The organism is Burkholderia sp. 28_3 (genome assembly GCF_003253915.1).
GTDB lineage: Bacteria > Pseudomonadota > Gammaproteobacteria > Burkholderiales > Burkholderiaceae > Burkholderia > Burkholderia cenocepacia.
Genome location: NZ_QKZF01000018.1, coordinates 111,740 through 124,932, shown reverse-complemented (window position 1 = coordinate 124,932; position 13,193 = coordinate 111,740). Strand labels below are relative to the sequence as shown.

The window sequence follows — 13,193 nt, the reverse complement described above, 5'->3', positions numbered from 1 at the left end:
GCGCTCCACGGGTCGGGTGGACGCGATTCGCTCCACCGGCGCCTCGTCGGCTGCGACAATACCGCGGCTGAGTCAATTCGAGGTGTCGATGGAACTGAGGCAACTGCGCTATTTCGTCTGCGTCGTGGAACACGGCAGCATGGGCAAGGCCGCGCTGGAACTGGGCGTGGTGACGTCCGCACTGAGCCAGCAGATCAGCCGGCTCGAGAGCGAGTTGTCCACGCGCCTGCTGCAACGCACCTCCACGGGCGTCGTGCCGACGGACGCCGGCCTTGCATTCTGGCGACAGGCGCAACTCGCGTTGCGCCACGTCGACGATGCGGCGCTCGCCGCGCGTCAGGCGCGCCTGTCGGGGCACGTCAGCGTCGGGCTTGCGCCCAGTACGACCGGCGTACTCGGCCTCGCGTTCATGCAGGCGATGCGACGGCGCTATCCGGACGTCCGGCTGCGCATGGTCGAGAGCCTGTCGGGCTATCTCGGTGCGATGCTGAGTGCGCGGCAGATCGACCTGGCGATCCTGTTTCGCGAAGAACCCGCGCAGCGCTGGAGCGTGATGCCGTTGCTCGACGAGCATCTGTTCGTGATCGGCGCCCCCGGCCTGCCGGGCATGCCCGACGGGCCGCGCGTCCGCCTGGCGAACCTCGGCGCCGTGCCGCTGATCCTGCCGAGCGGCCCGCATGGTCTGCGCGCGTTGCTGGATGTCGCATTCGCCCGCACCGGCTTTACCCCGCACATCGCCGCCGAAGTCGACGGCCTCGCGATGTTGATGGATGCGGTGCGCGGCGGGCTCGGTGCAACCATTCAACCGGGCGCGGCGCTCGCACGGCTCGAGAACGCCGCGCTCGCGAGCGTCCCTGTCGCGGACGCCCACGCGACGAGGCCGAACCTGATCGCGAGCGTCTCCGACGACGAGTTGTCGCCCGCCGGGCTCGCCGCGCGGGTCGTCCTCGCCGACGTCGCGCGCGAGATCGTCGCGGCAGGCGGGTGGCCCGGCGCCACGCTGCGCGAGCTGCCTCTTCACAAAAACTGAAGACGTGTTGCCGCGTCGCTGATGGCGGCAGGCGAGGCCGATCCGTAGAGTGCGTCTCAAAGGAGACGACTCAGATGATCGATGTTCTCGTAATCGGCGGCGGCAACGCGGCGCTGTGCGCGGCCTTGATGGCGCGCGAAGCCGGCGCGTCGGTGCTGCTGCTGGAAGCGGCCCCGCGCGAATGGCGCGGCGGAAACTCCCAGCACACGCGCAACCTGCGTTGCATGCACGACGGCCCGCAGGACGTGCTGGTCGGCGCCTATCCGGAAGAAGAGTACTGGCAAGACCTGCTGAAGGTCACGGGCGGCATCACGAACGAGGCGTTGGCCCGGCTCGCGATCCGCGCGTCGGCGAACTGTCGTCCGTGGATGCACGCACATGGCGTGCGGTTTCAGCCGCCGTTGTCCGGCGCACTGCACGTGGCGCGGACCAATGCATTCTTCATGGGCGGCGGCAAAGCGCTCGTGAACGCGTATTACCGCAGCGCCGAAGCGCTGGGCGTACGGATTCGCTACGACACGCCCGTCGACGCCATCGAGCTCGACGGCGAGCGCTTCGTCGCCGCGCGCAGCGGGAGCCGGCGCTTCGAGGCGCGCAGTTGCGTGCTGGCGGCGGGCGGCTTCGAATCCAACCGCGAATGGCTGCGCGAAGCGTGGGGACAAAACGAGCGTGGCGAGTGGCCCGCCGACAATTTCCTCATCCGCGGCACGCGCTTCAACCAGGGCGTCCTGCTCAAGGCCATGCTCGACGCCGGCGCGGATGCGATCGGCGACCCGTCGCAGTCGCATTGCGTCGCGATCGATGCGCGCGCGCCGCTCTACGACGGCGGCATCTGCACACGGATCGATTGCGTGTCGCTCGGTATCGTCGTCAACCGCGATGCGCAGCGCTTCTACGACGAAGGCGAAGATTTCTGGCCGAAGCGTTACGCGATCTGGGGCCGCCTCGTCGCGCAGCAACCGGGACAGACCGCCTACTCGATCATCGATGCCAAGGCCGTCGGACGCTTCATGCCGCCGGTATTCCCCGGGGTCCGCGCCGATTCGTTGCCGGAACTCGCGCGCGGGCTGAGCCTGCCCGAGCGAGCGTTCGTCGAGACGCTGCGCGCGTACAACGCCGCATGCCGGGCGGGCACGTTCGATCACACGACGCTCGACGACTGTCGCACCGAAGGCGTCCATCCCGCGAAAACCCACTGGGCACGCCCGATCGATACGCCGCCCTTCTTCGGCTATGCGCTGCGTCCCGGCATCACGTTTACGTATCTCGGGCTCAAGGTCAATGAGCGCGCGCAGGTCCACTTCGGCGGACGACCGAGCGGCAACCTGTTCGTTGCCGGCGAGATGATGGCCGGCAACGTGCTGGGCAAGGGTTACACGGCGGGCGTCGGGATGTCGATCGGCACCGCGTTCGGCCGTATCGCGGGCACCGAGGCGGCGAAGGCCGCGCAAACGACCGGAGTTCAACATGCACGATATTGAAGAACACGTTCGCGACGCCCACGCGCTCGCGCCCGCCGGCCGGCCGTCGACACGCGCAAGCGGCGCCGCCGTGATCCGCATCGTGCCCGTCACCGACCACGAAGCGGAAGTCGCGCGCCAGATGCAGATCTGCAATGCGTGCCGCTACTGCGAAGGGTTTTGCGCGGTCTTTCCGGCGATGACGCGCCGGCTCGAATTCGCGAAGGCGGACGTCAACTACCTGGCCAACCTGTGCCACAACTGCGGCGCGTGCTATCACGCGTGCCAATATGCGCCGCCGCACGAATTCGCCGTGAACGTGCCGAAGGCGATGGCGCAGGTCCGGCTCGACACGTATGTCGAGTATGCGTGGCCCGCCGCGCTGGGCCAGCTCTACAGGCGCAACGGCCTGGCCGTCGCGCTTGCCCTCGCGATCGGGCTGGCGCTTTTCCTGATGCTCGGCGTCGCGATGCACGGCTCGCTGCTGAATGGCCCGTCGGGCGGCCGTTTCTATGCGATCTTTCCGCACAACCTGCTCGCCGCGATGTTCGGCTCGGTGTTCGGCCTCGCCGTTCTGGCGCTCGGGGTCGGCGTGACGCGCTTCTGGCGCGACGTGTCGACGGGTACGGCGAGCCTGCCCGCGGTCGCCGAGGCGGCGAAACACGCGCTCGTGCTGACCTATCTCGACGGCGGCCACGGTGACGGCTGCAACGAGTCGGACGATGCGTTCACGCGCGCGCGGCGCCGGTTTCACCACTTCACGTTCTACGGCTTCATGCTGTGCTTTGCCGCCACGCTCGTGGCGACCTTCTATCACTACGCGCTGGACCTGCACGCGCCGTACGCGTTCCTGAGCCTGCCCGTGCTGCTCGGCACCGTCGGCGGAATCGGTCTGCTGATCGGGCCTGCCGGCCTCCTGTGGCTCAACCTGCGGCGCGACCCCGCGCGGACCGATCCGGCACAACGTCCGATGGACCGCGGCTTCATTGCGCTGCTGATGCTCGTGAGCGCATCGGGACTGGCGTTGCTCGCGTGGCGCGACACGAGCGCGATGGCGACGCTGCTCGCCATTCATCTCGGCATCGTGATGGCGCTGTTCGCAACGTTGCCGTACGGAAAATTCGCCCACGGAATCTTCCGCTGCGCGGCGCTGCTCAAGTCGTCGATCGAAAAGCGCCAGGCCAACCGCCTGCAACTCGGCTCGGACTGAACCGGGCCAACCGAAGCGGTCCTGCTTTCGGGCCGCTTCGCACCATACATCCAACGGAGACACCCCATGCATCCCTCACCGTCAACCGCGCCGGACGGCACGGCCGCACGCACGTCGAAGCTCGGCGCGGTCCTGCGCGTGACCAGCGGCAATTTTCTCGAGCAGTTCGATTTTTTTCTGTTCGGCTTCTATGCGACCAGCATCTCGCGGGTCTTCTTTCCGGCGGCAAGCGAGTTCGCGTCGCTGCTGCTGACGTTTGCCGTCTTCGGCGCCGGTTTCCTGATGCGCCCGCTCGGCGCGATCGTGCTCGGCGCCTACATCGACGAAGTGGGCAGGCGCAAAGGCCTGATCGTGACGCTCTCGATCATGGCGAGCGGCACGATCCTGATCGCGTGCGTGCCGGGGTACGCGACGATCGGGCTCGCCGCACCGGCGCTGGTATTGCTTGGGCGCCTGCTGCAGGGCTTCTCGGCCGGTGCCGAGTTGGGCGGCGTGTCGGTCTATCTGGCGGAAATGGCGACGCCCGGGCACCGCGGCTTCTATACGAGCTGGCAGTCGGCCAGCCAGCAGGTCGCGATCGTCATCGCGGCGGCCTTGGGCTATCTGCTGAATCATCTGCTGACGAGCCAGGAAATCGGTGCATGGGGCTGGCGCATCCCGTTCTTCATCGGCTGCGCGATCGTCCCGGTCATTTTCGTGCTTCGCCGAACGCTGCAGGAAACGGACGAATTCAAGGCGCGCACCCATCGTCCGCGTGCACGCGAGGTAGTCGCGACGATGCTGCGGAACTGGCGCACCGTGTTCGCCGGCATGCTGCTGGTTGCGATGACCACGACGACGTTCTACCTCATCACGGTCTATACGCCGACGTTCGGCAGGGCCGTACTGAAACTGTCGACGGCGGACAGCCTGATCGTCACGCTGTGCGTGGGCGTGTCGAATTTCTTCTGGCTGCCCGTCGGCGGTGCGCTGTCGGACCGCATCGGACGCAAGCCGATTCTCGTGGCCATCGCGGTCGCGGCCATCGTGACGTCGTATCCCGCGCTCGCGTGGCTTGCGTCCGCCCCCAGCTTCGGCCGCATGCTGGCCGTGCTGTTGTGGCTCTCCTTCTTCTTCGGCATGTACAACGGCGCGATGGTCGCGGCGCTGACCGAAATCATGCCCGCCAGCGTTCGCGTGGCCGGTTTCTCGCTGGCCTTCAGCCTCGCGACGGCGGTCTTCGGCGGCTTCACGCCCGCGGTGTCGACCTATCTGATCGAGATCACGGGCGACAAGGCCGCACCCGGATACTGGCTCAGCTTCGCCGCATGCTGCGGACTGCTCGCGACCCTGTCGCTGTATCGCAAAGGCGGGACGGTGCGGCGTTCGGCGTCGCCGGCATGAGAAGCGCGCCCGGCGGCGCGGTTGCCGTGCGCGGTTCGACGACGGCAGCGCGCTCGCGCGACTGCTCGGTCGCCTCGCGACGCCGTTGGAGAACCTCGTCGCTGCCGCATTGCGTACCGGAAGCCGCAATGAATTGAATGCTGGATCGACGAAGGCGCGCATGCTTGCGACGCGCGAGCCACGTCGGTCCACGCATGTCATCCGGCATTCGCGCGCCGTGTGCGTCATGGTCGACCGTTCAGCGTAACGAAGCGCGACGGTCCGGCCGCTGCGTTGACGTAGCCGGATCGCGGGCCGCGCGCCGTCGCGCACTCAGTCGAACGGCACGGCCAGCCGGTCGATCACCGCGCTGGTCTCGGGCCGGACGCCGCGCCACCAGGCGAACGCCTCGGCCGCCTGCTCGACCAGCATGCCGACGCCATCCGCGATACCGTGCACGCCGGCATTTTTCGTGAGTCGGAGAAACGGCGTCAGGCGCTTGCCGTAGGCCAGTTCATAGGCCGTGCCGGTCGGACTGAACACGCTCGGCGGGACAGGCGGCAGGTTGCCGGTCAGACTGGCCGACGTCGCATTGACCACCAGGTCGAAACGTCCCATCCGGGCGAGGTCCGCATAGCCGCCCGCGATGAGCGTTCCGCATCCGGCGACCTCCAGGGCCAGTGCGCGCGCCTTGTCGACGTCGCGATTCACGATAACGAGTTCGGCCGGCCCGGCATCGAGGAACGGCAGCAGCGCGCCGCGTGCCGCGCCGCCGGCACCGAGCAGCAAGATGCGCTTGCCCGCCATCGGAAGCCGGAGATTGACTTCGATGTCGCGAACCAGTCCGATGCCGTCGAAGTTGTCCGCCCAGATGCGGTCGCCGTCGAACTTGAGCGCATTGGCTGCGCCCGCCAGCGTCGCGCGCGCGCTTCGCTCGTCGGACATCGCGAATGCGTCGAGCTTGAATGGCGCGGTCACGTTGATACCCTTGCCGCCCCCCTCGAAAAATGCGCGAACCGCTGCAGCAAAGGCGCCTGCCGGCTCGACCGGCCCCTCGATCGCCGTATAGCGGATGTCCTGTCGCGTCTGTTGCGCGAACAGACCGTGAATCAGCGGGGATTTCGTGTGCCCGATCGGATAACCGATCACCGCGTATTGGTCCGTCATCGTTGGCTCGCTTTTGAATAGAGGACGCCGTCGGCCTGCATCGCATCGATTTCGGCCGAATCGAACCCGAGGGAGCGCGCGACCTCCGCGTTGTGCTGCCCGAGATCGGGGGCGACGTCGCGTATCGTCGTGTCGCAATCGGACAACCGGAACGGCAGGTTCGGCAGGCGCAGCGTCCCGTAGCGCGGATGCTGCTGCTCGACGACCATGCCTCTGGCCTGGATCTGCGGATCGTTCAACACCTCGTCGATGCGCTGCACCTTCGCGCACGGCACGTCGATGCCGTCGAGCAGTTCCAGTACCGACGCGACGGAACGCGCGGCCACCCACGGCTCGACCACCGCCAGGATTTCCGCGCGGTGCGCGTTGCGGCCGGTGCTGTCGTGAAATCGTGTGTCCGCGCCGAAGCCGGCCGGGCCGCCGTGCGCTTCGATCAGTTGCGCGAAGCGCTTCCATGCGTCGTCGACTTGCGCGGCGATCACGAGATCGCCGTCGGCGGCCCGGAACACGCCATAGAGCGTCGAGGTCGGCATGTCGTGCCCGGTCTGCTCGGGCAGCACGCCCTGCAGCGTGTAGCACTGCACCGCATATTCGTGCATCGATACCAGCGTGTCGTACAGCGCCATGTCGATATGCTGCCCGCGGCCGCTCTTCACGCGCCCGAGCAGCGCGGCGTTGATGGCCGCGACCGCATGAATCCCGGTGTACATGTCGCCGAGCGAAATGCGCAGCAGCGGCGGCCGCTCGCCGGGCGTGCCGACCATCTGCATGATCCCGCTCTTCGCTTCGGCGATCAGCCCGAAGCCGGCGCGATGCGCATCGGGACCGGTGTGCCCGTACGCCGAAATCGAGCAGTAGACGAGGCCCGGATTGCGCGCCGACAGTTCTTCATAGCCGAGCCCGAGCTTGTCCAGCGCGCCCGGCCGATAGTTCTCGATGAAGACGTCGGCCGAGTCGCACAGCCGCTGCATGAACGCCTTGCCGCGCGCGTCCTTCATGTTGACGCTCACGCCGCGCTTGCCCATGTTGAGCTGCAGGAAATAGCCGCTTTGCTGGTCGTCGAGCACGGTCGCGTGCTGACGTCCGGCGTCGCCGGCGCCCGGGCGCTCGACCTTGATGACTTCGGCGCCGAGCGCCGCGAGACAGCGCCCGACATACGGGCCGGCAAGAAAATGGCTGTAGTCGACGACGCGCATGCCTTCGAGGGGGCGGGCCTGCATCACGCTGCCTCCGGCCGGCGCGGCACCATCAGGCGATGTTCGCCGCGTTGAACGACCTGCCCGTCCTGATTGATCAGCTCCGACGGCAGCACGACGATGCCCCAGTCCGGGCGGCTCTTGCTGGCCCGCATCGAACCGACGCGGAACGTCACGTGCAGCACGTCGCCGACCTTGATCGGCAGCAGAAAATCCCAGGTCCAGCCGAGCGACATGCCGGGCACAAAGCGATAGTCGCTCTGGGTCTTCAGGCCGTCGGCAACGGACAGCCCGAACAGCCCGTGCGCGACGAGGCAGCCGAAATGGCTGGCGTTCGCGTAATCCTCGTCGACGTGCACGGGCGTATGGTCGCCGGTGAGGTCGGCGTACGCGAGAATGCGCGCCTTGGTCACGACGTAAGTCGGGCTCGTGCACGCATCGCCCTCGCGGGCGTCGTCCCAGTATTTCTCGACGATCGTCATGGTCATGCCTCCGCGCGCGGGTCGATCGCCAGCGCCTGCGCGACGCAGGAAGCCGGCTTGGCCTGAATCAGTTCGACGGCAAGCCCGTCGGGCAGGCGAAGCCAGTTGCACCCCTGCGGCATCTCCGTCACGTCGAATCGCCGCGCCGCGGCGAGCGCGGCTTCCAGGTCCTCGCACATCACGCCGAGATGGGCGAGCCGGCCTTCCGGGCCGTCGTGTTCCGGCGCGTGGATGAACTGCAGGCCGCCGAGCGTCCAGTACTGTCGCGGGGCGTCGAGCGGGCCGTCCACTTCGCGCAGCGTCATGCCGAGCACGTCCTCGAAGAAACGGATGTGCCAGCGGATGTCCTTCACCCAGATCGCGACGTGTTCGAGATAGGCTTTCGTGGCGCTCATGCGGCAGCCTCCTCGCGTTGGCGATCGGCCATCGCGCGCTCCAGCCCCTTGATGCACGCGACGAGCGTCGCATTGACCGGCGTCGGCACGCCGTAGCGCTGCCCGCAGCGCACGACCGAACCGTTGATGAAGTCGATCTCGGTGATCGAGCCCTTCTCGAGGCTTTGCAGCATCGAGGTCTTGAAGGTCGCGGGCAGCCCTTCAGCGGCCAGCGTCCATGCCTGTTCGGGGTCGGTCATCGACAACTTCACGCCGGCTGCCCGGGCCGCCGCGATCGCCTCGGCCACGGCCGCGAGCGACGTGGCCTTGAGCAGCGGCTCGTCGTAAAGCTGCCCGTAGGTGAGCCCCGTGAGGCCCGTCAGCGCGCCCGTCGCGACGTTCACCAGCAGCTTGTCCCACATCGTGCCGACGATGTTGTCGCTGATCGTCGTCGCGAGACCGGCGCCATCGAACGCGTCGGCGATCGCCCGCACGCGCGGCGTGATGCGGCCGTCGAGTTCGCCGATGTAGGTCGACTTGCCGATCACGCCGGATTCGATATGGCCCGCGCCGCGCCGCACGCCGCCGACGTAGGTCTTGCCTGCGAGCACGCGCTCGCGGCCGACGGCGTCGCTCAGGATGTCCTCGTGGCCGAGGCCGTTCTGCAGCGACAGCACGACGGTATCCGCGCCCACCAGCGATCGGGCGCCGCGGATCGCCGCGTCGGTGTGGAACGACTTGACCAGCACCACCACCAGGTCGGCCGTGCCGACTTCGGCAGCCTGCGTCGTCGCATGCACGCGTACCTGGCGGCTGCCGCGGGCGTCGTCGACGCGCAGTCCGTCGCGACGCATCGCGTCGACGTGCACGGGCGAGCGAGCGATCAGCCAGGTCTCGTGACCGCCTTCGGTAAGGGTGGCGCCGATTGCGCACCCCAGCGCGCCAGCGCCCAGAATTGCAATTTTCAATGCTGTCTCCTTGACGTATGGCCTCACGATAGGAGTCGCCGCTCATGCCGGCAATGCAATGGATACAATGACGCCATTGCAATCGACAATAATGTGCCGATGCCCGCCGATCTGCCCGACCTGAAGCTGCTGCAGCTTTTCGATCTCCTGTACGACGTGCGCAGCGTCACGCGCGTCGCCGAGCAACTCGGCCAGAGCCAGCCGACGGTCAGCATCTGGCTCGGGCATTTGCGGGAACACCTGCACGATCCGCTCTTCATCCGGACGCCCGGCGGCATGGCGCCGACGCCTCAGGCCGATGCGCTGATCGGGCCCTGCCGGGAAATCCTCGAATCGCTGCGGCGCTTCACCGCGTGGGAGATCGCGTTCGATCCGTCGACGGCCCAGCGACGCTTTCGCATCTGCATGACCGACGCGAGCCACATCACGCTGCTGCCGCGGCTACTGGCCCATGTCAGGGCGCAGGCGCCTGGCGTCCGGCTGGAAGCCGCGCGGATCGACGGCAATACGGAACGCGCGCTCGAATCGGGCGAGGCCGACCTCGCGATCGGCTATGTGCCGTGGCTCGGCGGCGGCATTTACCAGCAGAAGCTGTATGACCAGGACTGGATTTGTCTGGCCAATCGGCATCACCCGAGAATTCGCGGCCGGCTCGGCGCAAAGCAGTACCGTTCCGAAGGACATGTCGCCATCACGGCGGGAACCGGCGCGCAGCTGCTCGAACAGGCGCTGCGGCAGGCGCGCATCGAGCGGGACGTGGTGCTGGAATTGCCGGGCTTCCTGGGTCTGGGGGCGATCGTCCAGACGACCGATCTGATCACGACGCTTCCCCGCCATATCGGCGAGACGCTGGCCCACGCGAACGACCTGGCGGTTCATGCCTGCCCGATCCCGGTCGACGGATTCGCGGTACGGCAGCATTGGCATGCGCGATATCACCACGAGGCGGGCAACCGGTGGCTGCGCGGCCTCGTGACCGAGTTGTTCGGTGCGTCGCGTTGACCGGTAGCCAGGGCGCCAGGGTGCCGGTACGCGTAAACGGGGTGGGCGACCCAAACGTCACCACCCTCATCTCGACGTAGACGCAGAAATAGAGGGGCCGCGCCCCCAACGGCACGCGACCGTTGCGGAGAATATCGAGCACGCCGGCCGGCCATGCCGGGCCACGGCGCAGGCCCGCTCGGTCTCCAGGTCGCGCAGCCCCATCGCGTCCTGCATGGGCGCCACGCGCCAGCCGGACGGCGGGAAGAAGTCGGCCGTCTCGAAACCGGACGCGGCTTCGCTCACCCTCCCGCCCGTGGCCGTGCGGCCCGCCATTTCGCTTCGCCCTCCCAATCTCAAAATTACGATTGCAAATGCCTCTCATTTGCATTAAATTGCCGCGCAAATGTACTGTTTGGAACACAGATGTCGGCGCGAGGCCGCCCGCCGTGCCCGAACGCGAAACACACTAAAAGGAGGAGTATGAGCAGGAGGAACTGGGCGGCCGCACCGATGGCCATCGTCGTCGGCACGACCGGCATGGGCAGCGCCGACGCGCAGGAGACGGCGCTGCCCACCATCGAGATCTCCGCCCAACGCGCGACGGCGCCGTTTCGCACGCGCGAATCGGCGAGCGCGACGCGCAGCGAGGCGGACGTGATGGAGATTCCGTTCGCGGTCAGCAGCGTCGACACGAAGCTGATCCAGACCGTGGCCGCCACGCGCGGCGACGATCTCTACGACTGGGTCGCGGGCGTCTCGCGCCAGAACAACTTCGGCGGCCTGTGGGACAACTACGCGGTGCGCGGCTTCGCCGGCGACGGCAACACGTCCGGCACCGACTACCTCGTCAACGGCTTTTCGTGGAATCGCGGCATGAGCGTGCCGCGCGACACCGTCAACCTCGAACGGATGGAAGTGCTCAAGGGGCCGGCGTCCGCGCTGTATGGCCGCGGCGATCCGGGCGGGATCATCAGCTATACGACCAAGCAGCCGCAGTTTGCCCGCGCGACCACCGTCGGCGTGTCGGCCGGCAGCTACGGCGCATTGCGGCAGACCCTCGATACGACCGGCCCCGTCACGCAATCGCTGGCGTACCGCTTCGTCGCGATGAACGAGAACAACGGCAGCTTTCGCGACACGGTGTCGAGCAAACGCTACCTGTTCTCGCCGTCGTTCACGTGGGACATCGGCGCGGACACGACGCTCCACTACGAGTTCGAGAGTGCGCGTCAGCGCGCGCCGCTCGATCGCGGCGTGCTCGCGGTCAACGGGCAACTGGGCGTGATCCCCGCGTCGCGCTTTCTCGGCGAGCCGCGCGACGGCGACTACGACGTGCGCAACACGGGCCACCAGTTCACGCTCGAGCATCGCATCGATTCACGCTGGTCGATCAATGCCGGCGTCGCGCAACGTAACACCGACCTGTCGGGGCGCTCGTCCGAGGCGTTCGCATTGCAGCCGGACGGCCGCACGCTGTGGCGCCGCTACCGGCAAGTCGCGTTTCACTCGAACGACCTGCAAGGCCGCCTCGAGACGGCCGGCTCGTTCCGCACCGGCGGCATCGGCCACACGCTCGTGATGGGCGTCGATGCGTATCGCTTCAACTACGATCAGTTCGTCACGCGTTCCACGCCGACCGCCACCGCGCCGTATGCGATCGACATCTTCGATCCGGTCTACGGCCAGCCCGCGCCGACGCCGCGCACCGCGACCAACCTGCTCGAACGCGACGACGGCCAAGGCGTCTACGCGCAGGACACGCTCGCGTTCGGGCCTCACTGGAAAATCCTGGCCGGGCTGCGCTGGGATCGCTTCCACCAGTCGATCGACAACCGCCTGAAGGGCGTGACGACGAGCCAGCTCCAGACCGCGCTGAGCCCGCGTATCGGCGTCGTGTATGAAATGAGTCCCGCGTGGTCGCTGTATGCGAACACCGCGTATTCGTTCCGGCCGAACAACGGCGCCGACGTCGGCGGCCGCGCGTTCGATCCCGAAAAGGGCCACGGCTACGAAGCGGGCGCGAAATGGGCGGGCGCGCGCTGGCTCACGACCGTCTCGGCGTTCTACGTGACCAAGCGCAACGTCCTCACCGCCGATCCGGCGAATGCGGGCTTCTCGCGCGCGGCCGGCGAAGTGCGCAGCCGCGGCGTCGAATTCGAATGGAGCGGCGATCTCGGTCACGGCTTGCGCGGGCTCGCCAACCTCGCGTACGTCGACGCCGAGGTCACGCGCGATGCCGTGCTCACGCCCGGGGCGCGCCTCGTCGACGTTCCGCGGCTGAGCGGCAGCGCGCTGCTGATGTACGAAACCACGCTGCCGTTCGCGGACAAGGCCGGCGCCGGTGCCGGCGTGATCTACGTCGGGCGCCGCGCGGGCAACACGGCCAACACACAGGACGGCTTCGAGCTGCCGGCCTACGCGACCGTGCAGCTGAACGGCTATCTTCAGGTCAACAAGCACCTGCGCGCGTCGGTCGTGCTGAACAACCTGTTCAACCGCACGACCTACGTCAGTTCGTACAACAGCCTGTGGGTCACGCCGGGCGCGCCGCGCAGCCTGTTCGCGTCGCTCGCCTACTCGTTCTAGCGCCCGTTCGCGCTACCGCGCGAGCGCGGCGACTTGCGTCGCCGTCAGCGCGCCCCTGCGGAAAACGCAGCGGGCTCCGCCGCGCCGTCCCGCTCGATGCGCTCGACGATGCGCGCCAGCCGAATGATGTCGGTCAGCGCGAAATCGGCCGCATCGGGCCGGGATCGGCCGCACGCGTCGGCCATCCGCATCGCGAACGACAGCGCTTCGGACCGCTCGTGCAGCAGCGCGCGCAGTGCATCCGCGATCACCTGCCGGTCGCGCGGATCACCGAGGCCCAGCACCGGGCCGGCATCCGGCATCGCGCGCGGCCCGGCCGCCCGCACGGAAACATCCTGCACGCGCATCGTGTTTCGTTCCATGGCCTTCCTCGT

The 13,193-nt window shown here is 67.8% G+C and carries 12 protein-coding genes; 6 read left to right on the top strand and 6 right to left on the bottom strand.

Annotated features, from left to right (window positions below; all coding sequences use genetic code 11):
• The first annotated feature begins 88 nt into the window (after positions 1-88).
• From DFS13_RS29190 to DFS13_RS29175, 4 genes are all read left to right on the top strand, one after another.
• A complete protein-coding gene (locus DFS13_RS29190; protein ID WP_062886012.1) occupies positions 89-1,030 on the top strand; it encodes a LysR substrate-binding domain-containing protein in 942 nt (313 codons plus the stop codon).
• A 74-nt stretch (positions 1,031-1,104) separates the two neighbouring features.
• Positions 1,105-2,511, top strand: a complete 1,407-nt coding sequence (tcuA, locus tag DFS13_RS29185) for an FAD-dependent tricarballylate dehydrogenase TcuA (protein WP_062911689.1) — start codon at positions 1,105-1,107, stop codon at positions 2,509-2,511.
• The gene (tcuB, locus tag DFS13_RS29180; RefSeq protein ID WP_109342312.1) at positions 2,498-3,700 is read left to right on the top strand and encodes a tricarballylate utilization 4Fe-4S protein TcuB; all 1,203 of its coding nucleotides are present in this window, start codon (positions 2,498-2,500) and stop codon (positions 3,698-3,700) included. Before tcuA ends, tcuB begins: the two co-directional genes overlap by 14 nt.
• Positions 3,701-3,766: 66 nt before the next feature.
• A complete protein-coding gene (locus DFS13_RS29175; protein WP_080322684.1) occupies positions 3,767-5,083 on the top strand; it encodes an MFS transporter in 1,317 nt (438 codons plus the stop codon).
• A 312-nt stretch (positions 5,084-5,395) separates the two neighbouring features.
• Here the strand turns inward: DFS13_RS29175 and aroE are convergent, their stop codons facing one another.
• Genes aroE through DFS13_RS29145 form a run of 5 tightly spaced genes read right to left on the bottom strand, consistent with a single transcriptional unit; the run spans position 5,396 to position 9,249 of the window.
• Positions 5,396-6,229 carry a shikimate dehydrogenase gene (gene aroE / locus DFS13_RS29165; RefSeq protein ID WP_111442433.1) on the bottom strand — a complete coding sequence of 278 codons (834 nt, stop codon included), beginning with the start codon at positions 6,227-6,229 and terminating at the stop codon, positions 5,396-5,398.
• Positions 6,226-7,449 carry a CaiB/BaiF CoA-transferase family protein gene (locus tag DFS13_RS29160; protein WP_111442432.1) on the bottom strand — a complete coding sequence of 408 codons (1,224 nt, stop codon included), beginning with the start codon at positions 7,447-7,449 and terminating at the stop codon, positions 6,226-6,228. The genes aroE and DFS13_RS29160 overlap by 4 nt, the downstream gene beginning before the upstream one ends.
• Complete coding sequence (locus DFS13_RS29155; RefSeq protein ID WP_006498137.1) at positions 7,449-7,907, bottom strand: MaoC family dehydratase; 459 nt, start codon at positions 7,905-7,907, stop codon at positions 7,449-7,451. The genes DFS13_RS29160 and DFS13_RS29155 overlap by 1 nt, the downstream gene beginning before the upstream one ends.
• A 2-nt stretch (positions 7,908-7,909) precedes the next feature.
• Positions 7,910-8,302, bottom strand: coding sequence for a VOC family protein (locus tag DFS13_RS29150; protein WP_111442431.1), 393 nt, complete (start codon positions 8,300-8,302; stop codon positions 7,910-7,912).
• On the bottom strand, positions 8,299-9,249 hold the full coding sequence (locus DFS13_RS29145; protein WP_111442430.1) for a ketopantoate reductase family protein: 951 nt from the start codon (positions 9,247-9,249) through the stop codon (positions 8,299-8,301). Before DFS13_RS29145 ends, DFS13_RS29150 begins: the two co-directional genes overlap by 4 nt.
• An 81-nt stretch (positions 9,250-9,330) precedes the next feature.
• Here DFS13_RS29145 and DFS13_RS29140 point away from each other — a divergent pair, with 81 nt between their 5' ends.
• Complete coding sequence (locus DFS13_RS29140) at positions 9,331-10,251, top strand: LysR family transcriptional regulator (protein WP_006483288.1); 921 nt, start codon at positions 9,331-9,333, stop codon at positions 10,249-10,251.
• Between the two features lie 462 nt (positions 10,252-10,713).
• A complete protein-coding gene (locus DFS13_RS29130) occupies positions 10,714-12,819 on the top strand; it encodes a TonB-dependent siderophore receptor (protein ID WP_111442428.1) in 2,106 nt (701 codons plus the stop codon).
• A 44-nt stretch (positions 12,820-12,863) separates the two neighbouring features.
• On the opposite strand, the gene DFS13_RS29125 is transcribed toward DFS13_RS29130, so the two are convergent.
• Positions 12,864-13,181 (bottom strand): hypothetical protein, encoded by a 318-nt coding sequence (locus tag DFS13_RS29125; RefSeq protein ID WP_006483278.1) that lies wholly within the window; start codon positions 13,179-13,181, stop codon positions 12,864-12,866.
• Positions 13,182-13,193: the final 12 nt, after the last annotated feature.